Source organism: Halosimplex pelagicum (genome assembly GCF_013415905.1).
Taxonomy (GTDB): Archaea; Halobacteriota; Halobacteria; order Halobacteriales; family Haloarculaceae; genus Halosimplex; species Halosimplex pelagicum.
On sequence record NZ_CP058909.1, the window covers coordinates 2,323,800 to 2,343,415 of the forward strand.

The window sequence follows — 19,616 nt, forward strand, 5'->3', positions numbered from 1 at the left end:
TTCTCCGTCCTAATTTGAGAGGCCGATTTCCCCCATTCTGGTAACCATTAGGCCCTCATTCAACCAAAAATATAAATCGCACTCTGCCAAATCTGAGAAACAGACTACAGCGATGACCGATAAGAAGCGGGTCCTCTCAGGTCTCCTTATATCGTTGGCTGTCCTCGCAGCCATCGGTATCGGTCTGGGGGCCGTCAGCGGCCAAATCCTGAGTGAGGAATCGTACTACCAAGAAAATTTCACGCAGTACAACGAGTCGGCAGTCCAACTGACAGCTGACGACAACCTACAAAATCAGCATCTGATCAACGACGACACTTGGAACCACAACCACTACAGCATTGGTCACGACTGGGACCACAATCCTTACTACGGAAGTGCAAGCGACCACCGGAGGGTTGGGTGGGGCGAATTCGACAGCTCAAAACCGTGGCTAGACGCCGACTTTGAGGGCGATAATAGTGGCACTATCGGGATATACAGGCGGCTCGACGTGCCAGATGGGATGACGAACCCTGTTCTGGTCGTCGAACACGCCCACACCAATCAACACACCAGCGACGACCGACACGAACTCGCCATCTGGAACTACCATCGCAGCGAAGGCCAACTCTACACCACCCAGTCCTACGACTCGAACCCTGGCTGGATGGCCTCACGGGGCATGGGTGAAGGAAATGGTTTCAGAAATGACTTCGACAAAGTTGGCACTCTGTCCCAAACGGACCGGCAGCAGTGGAGAACCCACATGTTCGATGTGAGCGGAGAAGCCGATAACGTCACGCTGGTCAAGGCTAACCGAATGTACTCGAACGGGAACGACGAAGGGCTCGTGATGCTTCGACAGGTCTACTGGGTGGACGCAAGCCAGGACGCCTTCCAAGCCGAAGTTAATGGGTTCGAATCCGTCCCCGAAGACGATTCGTTCGGCGGTCCTGACCCGTACCCGCTTACAATCATCAACGAACCAACTGCAGAAGGCGAGCAGACTTCGATTCGTTCACACGCCAGTACGATTACCCGCGACTTCCAGCTTGACGGGATCAGTGACGCCCAGAAATCGTACTTCGTGATGGAAGGGACCTCTCAGTCCCAGCACCCTGTCCAATACACCATCGAGGCGTACGGGCAGGAGGTCGCATCCGGCACTATCGACCCGTATTCGACATCCGAAGAAACCGTTGAACTGGACCTCAACACCGACGAAGTGACGGTCAGGTTCAGTTCCAATGGCCAGTACGATATCCACAACGTCCAGTTCACCGCCCTCGAAGAGACTTCACAGGGCGATCCGCTGGCGAAGAACAGCAACCCCGGCGGCATCACGCTGAACCCTGATAAAGGGTATGACCGGACGATCGGCCTGTTCACTGCCGGTCTGGATCTGACGACTGACACCATGCTGTACGTCGTGATGATCGCCATCACGATCGGTTTCGTCGTGTTCAGTTTCACGAAGTCCGTTCGTGGGCAAGAATTTGCCCAATCGCTGCTGTTCGGTGCGATCATCGCTGGTGTGGTCATCGTCGGTGTCGTCCCGACGATGAACTTAGCTACGTGGATCTTCACCGGAGACGTCGACAGAGCGCCGCTTGCAGACCCTGCGTTGGAAGCCGAGCCACCGACGTACTATAGCACCGAATTCCAGGACGGGACGATGCACGGCTGGTCGTACGACAACTCCCGTGGAACTGGGAGCGTCCGACCCGTCTCTGTCGGAGAGACCTTCGAGCTCCAATTCACCGGGAATGGGCAAGACCCCGGTATCATACAACACCAAGAACACATCTCGCTCGGAAACTCGCTGGATACTGGGTTCGTCAGTATCGATGGTGCTGCGGAAGGTGCAGCAGGGTACCAAGATAACCCACACGAAGTCACGTACAACGTCCGGGTCTACGTAACCGACGACGGGACCCTTGACACCTCAGAAATGCTCGATACGAGCACCAACTACGTCGAGTCCGGCCAGAGTGCCACGGAACTACGCAACCCCGTGACCAGTATCACAGAAGTTCGGGCTTCGGTTGATGGTGAAACTTGGGACCTCTCAAGCGACTTCGAGATCGTCGACGACGACGCCGGGATCATCAGGTACACCGGGAACCAGACGTTGGCTAACAACGACACCTACTCTGAGACGCTAAACAACCCGGACATCACCTTCGAGACCCACAACAACGGTGCCAGCAATGAGAATATGGGCACGATGGAGCCGGGCGACACCTACGAAGTCTCGAAGAGCGAAACCAGCGAGGATATCGCTAAAGTCGAAGAAGTCGCCCGGTCGTTCGACGGCGAGACGATGGCGAACGAGAAGATGGTCACGTTCGAGCTCGACGGCGAGTACGTCCACACGGTGCTGATCGTACGAGGCAATCGTGGCGACGAGAATCCGATCGGCACCCTCGACTCCGTCCGAGTCGGCGCAACCACTGAAGGAGGGAGTACAGAACACTAACTCCTCGGGGAAAGACTAAAATAGAGAGTCCACGAAAAACGGAATATCCACCCAGTAATCAACCAACAAGTGACCTTGTCACTATAGCGGTGACCACATTACAACAATGACCAAACACGATACCAAGTACGGACGAACCGCACTCAAGATGCTGATGAGCCTGTCAGTGTTTGCTGCCCTCTTCGTAGGAGAAGCGGCAGCTGCAGGGGCACCAGGAACCGTCCTCCAGACATCAGTGACCGAACTCGAGATCATCAACCTACTCGGTCGGCTCCACGAGCTCCTACGTAACATCGCGTACCTGCTCGGGCCGATCATCCTACTCCACGGGATAACGCTGTGGGCGCTCGGCAGTAAGAACTCCTCGTGGTCACAGGCGGGCTACAGCGGGATGATTGGTGGTTTCATCTTGTTCGGTCTCGCACTCGCGATGGACATCCTGCTCCAGATGGCTGCCTTCATCGGCGACGTCTGAGCAAGGGCTTGGGACAGACTTACTCTGTCCTGAATCCTCCGCTTAATTCACAGGGAGATGAAGTTTTGATGGGGTTCTTTCTGTCTCTCGGTTAGTGGTGTTTTGCTGGCGGGGAACGTGACGGTGAGCGGTAGGAACACCGCCAAAATCAGGCGAGTGACCCCAAGATTATTTTAGCGTGGGCATGGATACTTGACTGAAGATGGAGCCCGTACCAGTAGCGGAGAAACTCCTAAAGACGAAGTTGTTCGGGTTCTCTCTCCAGCGGTTGATCCAGTCGTTCGCCGTACCAATGGCCCCAGGGCTCACACTCACAGTCCTCAACTTCCCCGCCCTCATCTTCGGTCCAACTGTTATCGTGGGAGGTATCATCGGGGCCGCCGTCTATATTCGTACACCACCCGGCCAGAGCCCAGCTGCGTGGCTCTTCGGGATGATCAAATACTACCTCGGACCGGACCGATTCCGATGGAAGCCGATTCAGTACGAAGACAACGACGTTCGACTGCAGGAAGGAGAGGGAGACTTCCTACTCCCGCCACCTGAACAAAACCAAGAATCAGAAGCTATGTTCGGTAACGAGAACACCATCGAAAATCTCGACTTCGAATCGATCCACGATAGCGGAGTCATCGAAACCGAGGAGGCGTATAGTCTAATCATCGAAATCGAAGCTCGTCCGTGGCTCATCCTTGACGGACAATCACGGCAGGCCGTCTACCAGTCGTTCAGTCAGTTCCTGATGGGGATCAAAGCCCCAATACAGATCTTCACTCTGCCTGTCCCCTTCGACGCCGGCGAATACGTGGACAGCCTCAAGGAGACGAACCACGAGACGCCACCCAACGAGAGCGAACTACTCGAGCACGGTCGGGTTCAACACGCAAACTGGCTGGAAAACGTCGTAGAGATGGGTGAGATCCGCGACCGACGGCACTTCTTGGTCGTCACAGCCCAGAAGCACGAAGTTGACGAACAAGCCAGCGGTGGTGGTTTCCTGAGCAAATTGAAGCCAAGTGGCGGTGACGTCGACCAGAAGAAGCGATACGATGAACTGTGGACACGGGCAGAGAACGTAACGAGTGCGCTCCCACGTACGGGAACGCAAACCAACATCGTCGACAGCCGTGAGGAAGTGCTTGAAGTCTTGTACTACTACTATAAGGGTTCGAGCGCACCAGGGAACATGGATCACGGTTGGCTCACGAAGGCCCCAACCTCAGAAGAGTACGGAGAGGTCGACACTGAAGCCATCATTTAAACGACCACCAATAAACTAATGAGCGCGGAAGGAAGACACAGAGATAACCAACACCAGACGTGGCCAGTTCTGTGAGCAGACACAGAGAGGTACACGAAATCACCGCGAGGTTTAACGCATGAGTCTGTCAGAAAAACTCCAAGGCATCAGTCCACTTGGCGAAAGTCAAGAGGAAGACGAGGCTGGCCGTATAGATATTGATGAACTGAACAGCGGAGAGATGCAGGATGCGCTGGAGTATCTCAACGCGATCGGGAGGGATACTACACGCAAGGACATCGAGGAGGCTGCATACTATCTCCGCAACGTCGACGACGATGCAGAACTCTTCTCCGCCTACGAGACTGGCGAAGAGCGCGGCCGGATCGACCGGTCGCTGGTCGCCCCGAACAACATGGAGAAGGAGACGAAGTGGCACACTCGCGATGGTGATTTCTACCAGATTCTGACTACGACGAGTCTCCCGCGACTGGTCACTCCCGGCTGGATGGTCCCTATCACCCTCTCCGAACACGACGCACGTATCTCGATGCATATCCAGCCACGAGATACCTCCTCTGTGAAGGGCCGACTCCAGCAGCGTCTAACGCAAATGAAGTCAGCCATCCAGTGGAAGAAGCGCCGGGGCCGAACCGACGTCTACGAGGAGGAGCACGAACGTCAAGAACTGGAGCGCCTCCTGCGAAACGTGATCGAGGGGACGACGAAGCTGTTCAACTTCGCGTTCTATATGGAAATCCACGGGGAGACCTTGGAAGAAATGGAAGAGGCCAGCCGCGTCGTCCAGCGGCAGGTCTCCGAACAGGGGATGGACTTGGTTCCTGTCGAAGGTCGCCAGATCGAGAGTCAGCAGGCGATGACACCCGTTGGAACCGACCCAATCAAGAACAACAACACTGTCCAGCTCGAAGCCCTTGCCACGTTCTTCAATTTCGTGGAGCCGCCAGTCAACCAGCCCGGCGGTGTCCTGATGGGGTTCGACGACTCGAAACGTCCAGTCATTGTCGACCGTTTCGCCCTCAGTGGTCACTCGAAGGTGGTCACCGGGAAAATCGGCGGGGGGAAAACCTACTCGACGAAAATGGCGATCTACCGCCGACTTCTCAACGACTCCGATATACGGACTATCATCTTCGACCCGCTGGGTGACGACTTCGTGGACTTCGCCGACAAGCTCGGTGGTCAGGTCATCAAGTTCGGTGGTGGGGACAGGATCAACCCGCTCCAGATCGAGGAGCCGAGCGACCAGGAAGACACCGACGACCTCTACACGACGAAGGTTCGGAGCGTCATCGAGATCCTCAAAACGTACTTCGAGCAGTCGAAGCGCGGCGGGATGGACGCCGGCGAAGAAGGTGTCATCACGCAGGCCGTCCACTACGCCTACGCGAAAAAGGGAATTACGGCTGACCCCGAAACGTTCAGCAACGAATCGCCCATCATCGACGACGTGATCGAAGGCGTCCGAACCATCGCTCAGGGTGGCATCGACGAAGAAAGCGCGCCCGTCTCGGATGCGATGGCTGACGGTGCAACTGACCTCACGAAGTTGCCCGGACGGACTCGAGAAATCATCAAAGACCCGTCCGACGAGCACGTCAAGATCGCCCAGCAGCTCGTTCCGAAGTTCGAGTCCTTCAAAGAGGGCAGCGTCAACAACAACCTCAACGGGAGGACGAACATCGAACTGGACGACCGTATCGTCTGCTTCGACATGGAATCCTTCGCTGACACTGGTGAGATGCCGCTCATCATGCACACGATGCTCGACTGGGCATACCAGGAGGCCCGCCGAAGCCCTCGGCGGACAGACGTGACCTTCGAGGAGGCACACTACCTCCTAAACCGGTCGGGAGCGCGGAAACTGCTGAACCTCTTCATTCGGCACGCCCGCCACTTCGACGCCGGACTGACACTCATCAGCCAGACGCCAGACGAGTTCCTCGGAAACGACGAGAAAAAGGAGATCTACGACAACTGCGACATCAAACAGTTGTTCTACCAAGAGAACGTCTCCCCCGAAGTAATCGAATACTTCGACTTCTCCGAAGAGGAAGCTCGATTCCTCCGGCAGGCGGCCCGTGGGCAGAACTCTAATTTCTCCGAGTGTCTGCTATCAACGTCAGAGCACGGACGCCGACGCCTGGAGATTTACGCGGGGCCGTATGAACGGCATATCTTAGAAGAGGACCTCGACCCGCATGGGTTCCTTCAGCAGCAAGGGCTTGAAACAGAATCGGGCGCAGGGGACTCGTCCAACTTCAACGAGGACGTTATCTCGGCTACAGACCAGCCGGCTACAGCACCCGGACCAATTGAATCGCGTGGTGAATCTAGTTCGGCGGGGCACGAACATATCGATAATCCAGGCGAACTGCAAGGCGAGACCTATCCACAGGACGAGCCCGAAGAAATGGACGGGGACGAAGAAGACAAAGTTCGAGACCCCTTCCGGGTCCAAGAAACTTCGGAGCCGTCTAACAGCGAGAGTGACAAGGGAGAGGCGAGCCACCCCGATTCTCGTAACGGAGATTCGCCTTCCGAAGACCGCCAACAGCGCCCCCCAGAAACAGAGAACGGCACAGACGACCCCCTTTGGGGAGGCGATTCCAGTAAGGACGAGGATGCAACTCCCGTGCCTGACCCGAAAGAGTCCGACGATATCCCGCCTGAGGTTAAACGGGAACTGGAGGAAGAGCCAACCGAAGACGACGTCGACGATGAAGGTGAAGAGGGCGGCCTTCTGTCGTTCCTCCCCGGCCGTGGGAGTGGCGACGGCGAACCCGAACCCAAAGAAGATGCCCTCGATGAACCAGCTCCCCAGGAACAGAGTCCCGGCCCCGACCGGGAATACGACATCCCGGAGAATCAGGACTCGATGGTCGACGAACTGCTTGGCCGAGAAACCGTGCAATGGCTGTTGAAGACACTCCCGATCGTAGTGGGGATGTTGCTACTCGGAACTGCAGCAATCCTCTACTTCACCTGATCGAGCCAGTAGTTTTCGCTCAAATATCGGTTGCGTAGCACCGTTTATTCCAGTGGGTTAACAATTCTCACCGATAATCTAATGAACCCCAGCGCCAAATTGCTATTCAACCACGACCAGCGGTTAGGCCCCGAACCAGACTCCAAAAATGACAAGCCCACTGTACTTACTCTCAGGTATCGCATCGAGGCCCACTTGGATACCGCCTATGGATATTCTTCCAAGTGGAGACGACATCGCGAGTAAAATCTGGGACCTCCTATTCGGTTCCATCGCCGAAGCCATCGAGAGCGCCGTCGACGCATTCCTCGGCTTCGGTATTGAGGTGTTCTTCACCGTCGAGAATCCCTACGGAGACACCGCAGCTTTCCAAGCCTGGATGGATTCATTCGAGATTGCGTTAGCGATCTTCCCAATAATGATCATCCTCGGTCTCCTCTCGATGCCCTTCGCAGACGAACAGAAAACGAGTCTGTGGAGGCAGGGACTTCGTGCAGTCGGTGTGATCGTACTGATTGCGCTCTCTCGGCCCCTCATCGGCTTCGGTGTAGACCTCGCGAACATTCTCACACACGCCCTGATGCCGAGTGGCGGAGACCTCTTGAACTTGATGAACCCCCTCAACCAGATGGGGAACGCAATCGGACTCGGTCTCGTCTACGTCCTTCTGGGGACGAAATTCTTCGCCTTGGCAGCGATAGCGATGCTGATCACGCTCCTTCTACTGCAGTTCAGGACGTTCATGATCTACGTCGTCTATATCATGTCCCCACTACTTGCTGTCTTCTGGTACGCTGATTGGGGTCTACTGGAATCCATCCACGAATTCGCTAACAAATTCGCCCGAATGGGAATCTACTCGCTGTTGGTCGGTCCGATCGTGGCAGTAATTTACCGAACCCTTCTCGTCATCGGACTCTCTGGGTTCAGCGCAGGTTTCGGTAGCGCACAGTGGGTGTCCGCAATTTGGTCTCAGCTCGTACTCACGCTACTCCTGCCATTCCTCCTCATCGCAACCGTTTGGAAGTTGATCTCTTGGGCGGGCGAACCGCTCGGAGTCGGTAACGCCATCACCGGGGCGCTCGTCGCCGCCGGTGCCGCAATAACTGCAGGCATGGGAGGACTGGCTGGTATGGCCGGCGGAGCGGGTGGCGGTGCGGGTGGCAGTGCGGGTGCTGGCGGCGCTGCTGGAGCAGGTGGCGGTGCAGGTGCTGGCGGCGCAGCTGGGGCGGGTGGCGGCGCAGGAGCTGGCCCATCCGCCTCGAGTATGGCTCAAAGCGCCGGTGGAGGCGGTGGTAGCGTCGGAACCGGAAGTAGTAGTAGTGGAGGTGTCGGCGCTTCCGGTAGTGCCACAACCGCAAACGGTGGCAGTCTCTCAGATGTCGTCGACGAAGGACAGACAGTTTCGGCCAGTGAATCCGAGCCGGCTGGAGGTGTTTCCAGCGGTCCTGGTGGAGGAACTGGCGAACCTGGCGGCGGGCCATCCGACTCAGCTACTGGGGTGGACGAATCCCCCAGTGAACCGAAAGGCTACGTCGAGGGAGCCTCGGAACGAATGCAAGACTGGAAGTCGCGAAACGCTCAACGGATCAAGGACACCGCAAATAAGGGGTACGAAGGCGCGAAAGACCGACTCAACCCAACAAACATCCAGCGGCGGCAGGCTCAGAAGCACATGGATGCCGCTGAAGGGCTTCAGGAGAACAAAAAGCAGTTCAATGATTCCATCAACTGGAACGACGGTGAACATGGAACAGTCGATCTCCAACAAGCAAACGAAGCCGGCGCACTGAATACGAACCCTGCCGAAAGTCAAGATACGGCTCAGCTCACCGAGGATGGCCAATTCACGTACCGGGGAGAAGATGGAGAAACCCACCGTACGTCTGTGGGCACAACGCGAGGACAGTTCGACGAATCGATCGAACAGCATCAACAAAAAGCCGAACAACACGAACAGCGTGCCGACTCTATCGACGAGACACTCTCAAAGCAGGAAAGCCGGATGAAGAAGACCGCACAAAACCAGCGGAAGCGCCAGCAGGCCGCCGGAAACGCCTTCTACGGAGAAGGTATGCGAGGCTCTATCGGCGCTCACTCGCCGTACCTGATGCAAGGTTCAGGTGATGGATACGGAGGTAACACTGTCGGTGGTGAAACTGGAGGAAGCTCCGGCGGTGGTGGCAGCAGTGGAGTGCCTAACGCAAACAGCCAGCCCGCCGAAGACGATAGCGGAGGTGGAATTGAACGTCCCGAACACAGTGTCCAACCTGAGTTCGCCGAAAAGCACAGCGATATGCTGAGCGATACCGGCGAGCGATTTGACCTCGACCGAGAGGTTGGCTACGAACCTTCTGCAGGTTCGACACCCGAAGGCGTCTCTCAGCAAGGTAAGCTCGTCGCACCAGAAACTGGTCAAGAAATTGGAGATGTCGAAGTGGCCGAAGATGCTGACTTCTCACTCTCCCAAGACGAAACGGCCCGACTTGGAAACGTACGGATGAGAAAAGGTGAAGATGGGTCGCAGAAATTCCACGTCGATGGGAACTCTCGTCAGTTCGAGGAAGGCGAAGTCCGTGGAGATGAAATCATCGGGAACGACGAGATCGCAGGGAACGAAGCCACAGTCAAAAATGCTACTCTCCGAGAAGCACCGAGTGAAGCAGAAAACTACGAGGATCAGTTCTACGCTGAAACAGAAAACGGTGAAGTGATCCCCGTCAATGCAGAGGACGAAGAAACGGCCCAACACCTACAGGAAAACGTAGGAGAGACCGGAACCCTCACCGGAGATGTCAGTCGTGAGTACGGAATGTCCGAAGACGCCCATGAGTCCCACCAGGGCGCACATGAATACAACGCCCTGAACGTCAGTTCGTCTTCTGAATCCGAAGCAGGTGCTGGAGAGGGCGCAGACAGTAACGGCGCTGGCGGCGTTGGCGGCTCTGGTAGCTCCGGTGGTAGTGAATCCAGTGAATCCGCGCAGACGAACAGCGGATTTGGTCTATACGATGAAGGTGGAGCAAGCGAGCCAGACTCTGAATCACCGGTCAACAACACGCTAAGCCCGACTCGCCTCAATCGTGGTGAAGCGAACCCCACCATCAACAACGATCGGAGTGTCGAAGGAAAAGTCATACAGGACCCTGAACAGGGACATGCCCTAAAAGACGAGAGCACGGGTGAAACGTTGAACGCGAGAGATATAGACGACCCGAACAACAATATCACGAGCGACGAAGGCGAGTTCGTCGGCGATATCGAGACTGGAGAACAGGCTCGTGTTGAAAACGTAAGGGTCGGCGCAGACGGAAACAGTATCGAAGCGACCGAGGCCTCTGAAGTTACCACCCCGACAGCCGAAAAAACCGGTAGCGAAAGTGATAGTGGGACCGGCACTGAAGACGGTGAATCAGTTTCCGGTGAAGGTGGAGACAGTGGTCACGAGGGAGGTGATGGAGGGCAGATAAACACCAGCCACGGGTTCTCCACCGCTGACAACGGCAGCGGAACGAGCGGAAGCTCCGATGGTAGTAATCGGAGTTCAACGACGTCCACGTCCAGTAGCGGGCACGGCTTCGAAAGTGCCAGCAACGAAAGCAGTCCGTCTAGCAGCAGCGATTCCGAATCAGGTTCCAGTAGTGGGCCAGATACGGTTTCCGGCGAGAAACTGGCCCGAGCGGACAATAGCCAAGAGGATCTCCCGTACAAGACGTCCCCAGAAGGCCAGTGGGTCTACGAGGATACGTGGAACGAAGATGAGATCGAGCAGGACATGTACGACGGGTCAGACGCCTCAGCTGATGACATGATCGCTGCTCGTGGCGTCCTCCACGAGGCTGATGAGAACGGAAACGTCAAGGAGGATGGAGCATCCGTCGGATATGTTCGCTTCGGTAGTGAACACGGACTCGACGAATCGCCTGCACCCGAAATCGACGGAGAACGACGTGACCCTCAAGATGGCGAGACCGTAGAGTTCGATGAAGAATCCGGTGTGAAGACCCGGCAGTGGGCAACCGAAGAAGGATTCAACTACGCCGACTCGCGCGTGCAGGAATCCTCTGGAATCGAACACGGTGGCGAGGAAGGTGCCGTAACGAGATTCGAGGATGGCGAAGAAGTCAGCGCAGATCCCGACAACCAGTACATCCAGGTCGTCCCCGACGAAGATAGCCAACTCTCGTCGGCCGGTACTGCTGAGTCGGCTGGCGGACCCAGTAGTGAAACTGCAAGCCCCGAAAGCGCCCCGTCCGAGACCCCTGGCGGTGACCTAGCTCGAGGTAGCGAAGATGTCGGGATCGGCAGCGAGGAATCTGAAACCGAGGGAGTCACCGGCAGTACAGAGTTAGAGGGTGGCCGTGTTCAGCACGAAAACCTCGAAGGCGTCGAGTCGCGAGAAGACCTCGATGGCGAGACTGCCGACATCGAGGGCACCGTGGGCACGAACGAATACGGCGATCCCACGATCGAAAGCGAAGACGGTTCGGCTCCGCTGACGGATACCACCCAAACTGGAGCGCCAGAACTCGGTTCTGGCCAACTCGAAAACGTCAGCGAAGGCGATAGCATATCGGCCAGTAACGCCCAGATCGAAACCGGAAGCGAGAACGATACCATCTCACTCTCGGAAGAAAGCGAGGTGAGTACGCAGGAGAACCACGAAGGCGGTGTCAGCGTTGACTTCAGCGGTTCCGAATCACAATCTGAAGCAGAAGCAGGTAGTGGCAGTACGCCAGAAGATAGTAGCCCCGAGCCGGAAGCAACCGGCAGTAGCCCCGCTGAAGGCGGGCATACAGATGATTCCAGTACGGTTGTCGACGATACCGTTTCTGGGTCGATCAGCACCCCCGAAGACGAAAGCGGAGAAGCGACTGTCGAGAAGGGCGAGTCGGAGGAAAGCTCCGTATCGGAGTCCGCAGAGGGTGGTAGTGACACTGGTTCCGAAGCAGAATCTGGCGAGAGCGGAAGCAGTTCGTCCGATGATCCTTTCGCTGACCTCGCCGAGGAATCGGACGGTTGGGAAGACGATCCGTTCATCGACACCAGCAGCGAATCTGGCACCGAAGGTACTGGACCGAGTGGACCGACTGAATCCACCGAAATGTCGGCCTCGGAAAGTCAGACCACCGAAGAACCCACAGAAGACATCGGAAGTACCGCCAACGAACCAGAGGAGTCCGGTTCCGAAGGGTCTTCTCTCGACATAGGCGAAGGCGGTTCTCAGCAGTCACCCGAAATCGAGGACAACGAGCCTGAGGTCGAGAAGGAACCCGAAGACGTCGGCGGTAAAGTCGAAGAGCCAGAGCCAGAGCCAGAAGGGGAGTCTGCCGAAGGTGGTAGCAATGAAGGCGCTTCCCAGTCGGAGATAGACGAGTCCATCGGTGAGGTGGACTTGGATGAAGGTGAAGCCAGCACGGAAACGACACCCGAACAAGAAGGCGGTCTCGAAAGCGGTAGTGAACCCGAGTCCAGCGAAGGGTCGGATGCCTCGTTCGAGGGAGATCCATTTGAAGACATCTCTACCGACGCTGGCGGGGAGGAAGCCACTACCTCAGAGTCCAGTGGTAGTGTTGAGCACGACCAAGAAGTCCACCAAGAAGGTGGAGAATATGAGAGTGGCGACTTTGAGAGTGGCGACATAGAACTCGGCGATCGGGAAGATGGAGACTTCGAGACCGGCGATGTTGAGCAGCGCGAGAGCCACGAGGAAGCCGGTGGGGGGACTCCATCCCACGACGCAGGCGCTGAACAGAACATCGACCCCGAGACCGGAGCTGAGTCAGAAGTTGTCGAAGAATCCGAGGAACAGCAGGAAGAACCCGAGGAAGCCGAAGAAGATGGTGATGAGTCTGAAGGCAACAGTGATGACGAAGATGGCGATGATGACGGCGGAAGCGGAGGTGTGGCCGCATCCGGTGGAGACGATCACGATGGCGGTGGTTCGGGAAATGAGAGCGCCGGAGGTGAATCATCAACCTCCGCTGAGCGGTCGGCTACGACCAGCTCCGAGAGCGGGAGTAGTCATGAAGACGGAGAAGAAGCCGCTACCGGTGGCAGTGAGACAGAGACCGCTACCAGCGGCGGTAAAGCAGAAGCTGCAGGAGACGAGGAAACCGAAGGCGGCTGGGAAGAACGTGCCCGCAACTGGCGTGAACACACGGATGAGTCCGAATCCAATGGCGAAACAGTCGATGAAAACGCAGGGTTCACAGCCGAAGCGATGGAAGTCGAGACCCTTGAAGACGGAGAGCAGGTGTTCATCACCGACTACGACGAACTGGACGAAACGATGGACGACGGCGACATCATGAACACCCTGAACGCAGAAGAACTCCGCCACCGCTCCCTCGCCGGCCAGCAATGGACTGAAGAGATGGAGCAAGAGCCCCCGAATACTGCATTCAACGAGGAAAACAACGAGATCATCCAGCAAGAAGCAGGAGGTGCTGAAACAGAGACCTGGGCAGTTGACGAAGCACCTGACGAGGCCCTTGAGAAGGTAGACCGCGAAGAATACGAAGAAACGATGGCTGTGCAGATGCTCGGTGGGAACATCGACGTGAGTGAGGACAACGTCCACGTCGACGAAGAAGGTGGCCTGCACGTCATCGACTTCGACCGGAGCGGCGCTCAGATGGGCAAGTTCGACGATGCTCGTGAAATGGAGATCAGTGCTGGTGCTGCCGGGCGTGTTGGCGAAGAGATCGGAGAAGCAAACGAAGACTTCCACGAAGACAGCCGAAAGTACGAAGGGGAAATCACCAACAAGGCGACTGAAATCGCTACCGAATTGGAAGAAGAAGGTAGGACAGACGAAGTGCTAGAGCCCGTCGAAGACATCGACGAAGAACATAGCGAACACTCAGACGGGGTTGCTCCGGTCATTCGCCACAACATCGAGTCGGTGTCAAACGACAGCGTTGAGGTTGAATCGACCTCAGGCGCAAGCCAAGATGAGCTCGATGAAGTGTTCGGTAACCTCGAAGAGGGAGAAGGTGATGAAGGCGAAGAAGCCACAGAGGAAACCGAAGAAGAAGAGAACTCCGAAAGCGAATAAGCCACTCCAGAGACTGAAAGTGGGTTAGGTTTGTAGAGTAGACCTGTTTTCTCAGAGGGTGACTAACTCACAGACGGGAGAAGAGAGTTAGGGGGGTGGGGTGAACCCAACATAATATATACAGCCATCGACTAATGGCCTATATGGTCCAACAAGATGATGCCGCTGGTAGGCATCGACCGCAGTTTTTCGATGACCGGGGCGTCCCTAGCTCTATCGAGCCGCCCGATGATATGGTTGGAGTCTACGTGTTCTCCCGTGATGATAGCGAAGCGGATAGTGACCGGGCCTATACCCGAAAAGGCGTGCTGACATCCGAAGGTTGGGTCCCGCCCGTCTCGAAGATACTCGTCCACACAGTCGCAAAGAGTGGCGACGGCCCGAACGACCTCAGCGCGATCGGTAACTACACTGTAGGCAAGGCGACTCGGGTCGCCATCGACCCCAGGGAGCTCCGCTCGAAACTTAGTGGAGAAGGCGAGATAGTAGAGGATGATGTCTCGCCGGTCATCCTCACGAAGTACCGGGACGACGTGGAGATCTACGTCCCCGATGGACTGGATGATAGCGAGATCGCTGAGTATCTCCGTGGGTGCGTCCGGCCAGCTACCCAGTACTACCTAGATACGCACGATGGAGAGCAGCCCTCTCGAGAGGAGCTTGCGAACATCCTCGCCGACGTCTACGGCGTCAGTCACGAGGCGGCTCTCCTCACGGTTGATCGAGCTATTGACGCTCGATAGGCTGGTTTCCCGGTCGTTAGGGCGTGAGCGCGGAAACAGTTGGCCGGTTGGAATATTGCTGAGTTTTATAAAGGGATAGGGATAACTATCGGTAAGAAGAAAGATGACCACCAGCAAGGCGACGTCGGCGTCCGCCCCTTTCGACCAGCGGAACGTCTTCCCATCTCTGACTGACTCGGAGAATCGGGTGATCAGCGCATGATGGTGGTCGGGTTCGCAATCATCTACATCTACCTCACCTACATCTGGTGGAGTAGCTACAGCGAACAGCTCTACGAAGTTCCGAAGTACCGGACTGCGGGCGGATATCTGTTCCTGGTCTGGTTCGGCATCGGAGCCTCCCAGCACACGTCGATCCTGCTGGCGCTGACTGCGCTTAGCGCCGCATTCCACGTCAACAAGGACCAGTGGAATCCGTTCCACAGCGGATTCGTTGCCGGTTCTGCCACTGTCATCTTTATTGCCGGGAACGTCGCACTCCTCGGAAGCAACCCGGTCCAGTGGTTGCAGTCCATCGATCACGCCGCCTCGACATTTGCCCTCGCTGGAGGCGTGATGGCAGCGGCGACGTTCGCTACGATTCGGACGGGGAATCCGATCCGGTACGTAACCGTTCAGACCGGGCTCTACAAGGCACGAGGCGGGATAGATGAGCAGGCTGCCCGCGAAGTCCCCGAAGGCTCTCTGGACCGCTCTCGCGACGATATAGACGAAGCCAGGAGCAACATCGACCCGGAAGCCCTCCGTACCGACCCCGAAGACCACCCGTTCAAGGAATCGGGTGGTTCTGATGACCCTTCCAGTGCTGCAGATACCGAGCCGGAGCCTGAAAACACGGCGGGAGAGACAGAACCGCAGGAAACCGCTGAGGACGAGCCCGCCGACGCCCCCTCACCCAACGAGCGTGAACAGAAGGCAGAAGACTCAAACAGCGACGGTGATGGGAAAGATGGCGGCCGGGCGATCGATGAGTTCGAGTTCCCGTGGGAAGAACCGCCCGAAACCCGGTTTGAGAACATCGGTGGGTACAGCGACGTGAAGGAATCTCTCCGGGGGCAGGTCGTCGCACCCCTCCGGGAAGACTCCGAAAGTTACGCCCGGTTCGGTGTCGAGCCGTCTCGGGGCATCCTCTTCCACGGCCCGCCGGGAACCGGGAAGACGCTGTTCGCGCGTGCCCTTGCGAACGAACTGAACCGCCCGTTCGTCGAACTGAATCAGGCTGACCTCACCCACGAGTACGTCAACAAGTCGCCACAGATCATCTCGCGGCTATTCAAGGAGGCACAGGAACTCAATGGGGTCATCTTCATCGACGAAGCCGAGCAGCTGCTCGGTGGCCGGGGTAGCGGAATGAACACGCACTCCGAAGACCAGAAGATCACGAACACGTTCCTCTCGGCGCTCACTCAGGAGGACCAGGACTTCATCGTGCTCCTGACGACCAACCGCCGCGACAAGATGGACGAAGCAGTGCTTCGGCCCGGTCGCGTCGACGAGGAGTTCGAGATCGGGATGCCCAACGCGGAAGCACGGGAGAAAATCCTCAAGGTGAAACTGGCTGAAATTCCGCACAAGCTCAGTCTGGAACACGTCGAGAGCATCGCTGAGAAGACCGACGGCTGGAGTGGTGCGGACCTGAACAACCTCGTGAATCAGGCAAAGATAGAGGCCGCCGGGCGCGGCGCAGAGTACCTGAAGTGGGAAGACATCAAAGTCGGCTACGAAGAAGCGAAGACTGCCAACGAGTAACCCGTCGGCGCTGTCCGTTTTGGTTTCTCCCCACTGCCAATTTTAAGGTGGTCGGAGACGAACCAGTAACCGACCCGAACGAATCGATATGAGCACTCCTGACAGCCAAACTCCCGACTACTGGGAAGACATCTTCCCTTTCGACCCCTACGCCAATCAAATCGAGGGGATCAATCAGAGTATCAATACGCTCCGTGACGGTGGAATCCACCTACTGGAGGGGCCGTGCGGAACCGGAAAAACACTGATTGCGCTCACTGCAGGGCTATCACTGGTTCGAGATCGGACGACCAAGTTTGAACGAGTTCTGGTAATCACATCGAAGAAACAGCAGCTATCTGCTTTCGAGGACGATCTGAAGGAAGTCAACAGCCAGTCCAAGATATACTTCGAGGGACTTTCGCTGGTTGGGAAATCGGATCTCTGTCCATACGTGCAGGCAGGCCAGATCGACAAGAACGACATCTATCACCAGTGTATATCGCTCCGGGACAACACACGCCAGCTGATGGTCGAAGCGGTGAAGCAGAAACGGACCCAGCGTGAAGCGAACGCCGCGTTCGGGCTCAAAGTGCGTGCGAAGCGAGAACCTGGGATCGAAGAGACACTATCGTTCGACGACGTCGACGCGCCCTTTCAGCCTGAACTCCCCACTGTAGGAGAGACGGAGTATTGTCCATTCTATGCCTCTCACATCACCAATTCCGTCAAAGAGAAATATCCGTTGAACTTGCGGAGAGTAACAACTGCTCAGGAGACGCTCAAGGAGGGCGCTCGGGCAGGAACGTGCCCACATTTGGAGATGCGGCGACTCCACGATCGCGCCAGTGTCCTATTCGGAAACTACAAGCACGTCTTCGACCCGACAACGGTGGGAGGACTCACAGGCGATATCATCGGGGATTCAACCCTCCTCATCGCAGACGAGGCCCACGGACTGGTGCAGGAGGTCCGTGACCAGCTCTCGTACCAAATCTCATACTCTACCCTGCGGCGCGGGATCATGGACATCAACGAGGTCCAGCGGTGGGCATCCGGGAAAGGAAACCCCAAAAAGTGCCGGTTAGCAGAAGGGATATTGAACGCAACAGACCTGAATATACCTGATCTGGGGGTCGCGGCGAAGTTCCTGAAGAAGATTCAGGAGATCGTCGCCAACGATATCGTCGAGAATCTGAAAGCAGAATATGATGAACGGTGGCAGCAAGCGATTCGTGATCAGTGGAAGGACGAAATCTCGATCCCACTTCAAGACCCGTCGACACAGGAACCCGACTCGATTACCGTCTGGGCATCGCAGAAGGGCTACGGAGACATCTGGGAAAAATTCTTGAAAGCATCCAAGGTCGTCAGCGTCACGAAGAACGTAGTCGCCCGCAAAATCGAAGGAAAGAGTCCAGACGGTTCATTCCCGATAGGGAACGCCCACGAGCTCCTCGAGCGTTGGTGGGTCGGTGACCACACAGAGTACTACCGTGAGGTAACTCTTGAGCCGAGAGCGAACACAAAGTCAGACCCACCCCAGGATAAGCCGTGGAAGGCTGGATACAGAGCGAGGCTCAAAATAAACAACTGTATCCCACAAAACGAAATCGCGGGAACGCTAGACGTGTTCGGCGGGGCGATGTTGATGTCAGCTACCTTGTCGCCACTCAACATCTACCGTGAAGTAACGGGGATCAGCAAGCTTGACGAGGGCACGCAACCCACCAGTTCACTCGTTACGATGGCACTCCCCGAGGGTGAATCAGACCTCCAAGAAAATCCAGAGGAGAAACAGCCCGAAGACGAACTACCCGACTTAGATGCGATCGGGCCGGCAGACGATGAACCCACCATTCCTTCCAAAGAACGACAGAGAGACGTAGGTGAATCAGCCTTCGAGCTGGGCTTTCCTGAAGAAAACCGCCTCTCGCTGGCAGTCGATGTTCCTCGATTCACGTGGTCGAATCGGTGGCCACCAGAGGATAATCAAGGTCTCAGGAAAATGTACCGGTCAGTAATTGCGACTGTTGTGAAAACAACGCCCGGCAACGTTCTCGTTACGATGCCGAGTTACCAGGAGGCGTCGTGGGCGAGTGAAACCCTCGCCAACGATCCCGAGGTCGAGAAAAAGATACTCACTGATACCAGTAGCTCAGATACAGCCACTGAACAGCTAAAGCGGGCGTTCTTCGATGGTCCGCCAAAAGTCCTCACCACAAGCCTTCGGGGGACACTCACAGAAGGCGTTGACTTCGATGGCGACAAGCTGTTGGGTGCGGTTGTCTGTGGAGTCCCGATCACGAACACGTCATCAAACCTCGCGAACGCTATCGAAACCGCATACGACTACCGGTTCAACAATAAGGGGTTCGAGTACGCATTCAGCATCCCCGCAATCAGAAAAACGCGGCAAGCACTCGGTCGCGTGATTCGAGGCGACGGCGACGTCGGCGTCCGTGTGTTAGTAGACGAACGATACGTACGTTCCAACAGGGGTGGTGTAAAGCAATACTTCCCCGACTACGAGGCGGGTGAATTCGTCTCGATAGGACCTGATGAGTTGCCCTACGAGCTAGAATCCTTCTGGCAAAACCAGGACGTGTAACAGCCCTCCCCAGTTGGCGCAGCCCTCACAGCAGAGGGGGCAGAAACCTTACCAAGTGATAGGGTCCATACTGTTACAATGACTTGGTAAGGCCGAAGAAACTCCATTGCCACGCACCCGAGCCACTGGTCAACATTTATGGACTGACCGAATGAGGTAGTAGGTGTGTCTGAGAGAGTTTTTACCACTCAGGTAGGAGTGAGAGTTTTAGAGATAAGTCGTGGTTGCCTCTCAGTACGACCTCAAGGATATATGTGAACGGAGGCTGAACGGGCTTACAAGCACATC

At 56.4% G+C, this 19,616-nt stretch carries 8 protein-coding genes; all 8 read left to right on the forward strand.

Features of this window, described 5'->3' with window-relative positions; translation table 11 throughout:
• The first annotated feature begins 112 nt into the window (after positions 1-112).
• The 8 genes from HZS54_RS11380 (at position 113) to HZS54_RS11415 (ending at position 19,328) form a co-directional block, all read left to right on the forward strand.
• Entirely contained in the window at positions 113-2,461 is a 2,349-nt protein-coding gene (locus HZS54_RS11380) for a hypothetical protein (protein ID WP_179922638.1), read from the forward strand.
• Between the two features lie 106 nt (positions 2,462-2,567).
• Complete coding sequence (locus HZS54_RS11385; RefSeq protein WP_179922639.1) at positions 2,568-2,936, forward strand: hypothetical protein; 369 nt, start codon at positions 2,568-2,570, stop codon at positions 2,934-2,936.
• A gap of 202 nt (positions 2,937-3,138) precedes the next feature.
• Positions 3,139-4,197: a TraC-like domain-containing protein gene (locus HZS54_RS11390; protein ID WP_179922640.1), complete on the forward strand. Its 1,059-nt coding sequence runs from the start codon at positions 3,139-3,141 to the stop codon at positions 4,195-4,197.
• Positions 4,198-4,315: 118 nt separating this feature from the next.
• Positions 4,316-7,186 (forward strand): hypothetical protein, encoded by a 2,871-nt coding sequence (locus HZS54_RS11395; protein WP_179922641.1) that lies wholly within the window; start codon positions 4,316-4,318, stop codon positions 7,184-7,186.
• Between the two features lie 208 nt (positions 7,187-7,394).
• A complete protein-coding gene (locus tag HZS54_RS11400) occupies positions 7,395-14,246 on the forward strand; it encodes a TrbL/VirB6 family protein (protein WP_179922642.1) in 6,852 nt (2,283 codons plus the stop codon).
• A 143-nt stretch (positions 14,247-14,389) separates the two neighbouring features.
• Positions 14,390-14,989: a hypothetical protein gene (locus HZS54_RS11405; protein ID WP_179922643.1), complete on the forward strand. Its 600-nt coding sequence runs from the start codon at positions 14,390-14,392 to the stop codon at positions 14,987-14,989.
• 198 nt (positions 14,990-15,187) lie between these two features.
• On the forward strand, positions 15,188-16,738 hold the full coding sequence (locus tag HZS54_RS11410; RefSeq protein ID WP_218927145.1) for an AAA family ATPase: 1,551 nt from the start codon (positions 15,188-15,190) through the stop codon (positions 16,736-16,738).
• An 88-nt stretch (positions 16,739-16,826) separates the two neighbouring features.
• Positions 16,827-19,328: an ATP-dependent DNA helicase gene (locus HZS54_RS11415; RefSeq protein WP_179922644.1), complete on the forward strand. Its 2,502-nt coding sequence runs from the start codon at positions 16,827-16,829 to the stop codon at positions 19,326-19,328.
• Positions 19,329-19,616: the final 288 nt, after the last annotated feature.

Bases quoted from the DNA above. Each gene is read 5' to 3' on its own strand.
- HZS54_RS11380 (WP_179922638.1), top strand. From the start codon at position 113: ATGACCGATAAGAAGCGGGTCCTCTCAGGTCTCCTTATATCGTTGGCT.
- HZS54_RS11385 (WP_179922639.1), top strand. From the start codon at position 2,568: ATGACCAAACACGATACCAAGTACGGACGAACCGCACTCAAGATGCTG.
- HZS54_RS11390 (WP_179922640.1), top strand. From the start codon at position 3,139: ATGGAGCCCGTACCAGTAGCGGAGAAACTCCTAAAGACGAAGTTGTTC.
- HZS54_RS11395 (WP_179922641.1), top strand. From the start codon at position 4,316: ATGAGTCTGTCAGAAAAACTCCAAGGCATCAGTCCACTTGGCGAAAGT.
- HZS54_RS11400 (WP_179922642.1), top strand. From the start codon at position 7,395: ATGGATATTCTTCCAAGTGGAGACGACATCGCGAGTAAAATCTGGGAC.
- HZS54_RS11405 (WP_179922643.1), top strand. From the start codon at position 14,390: ATGGTCCAACAAGATGATGCCGCTGGTAGGCATCGACCGCAGTTTTTC.
- HZS54_RS11410 (WP_218927145.1), top strand. From the start codon at position 15,188: ATGATGGTGGTCGGGTTCGCAATCATCTACATCTACCTCACCTACATC.
- HZS54_RS11415 (WP_179922644.1), top strand. From the start codon at position 16,827: ATGAGCACTCCTGACAGCCAAACTCCCGACTACTGGGAAGACATCTTC.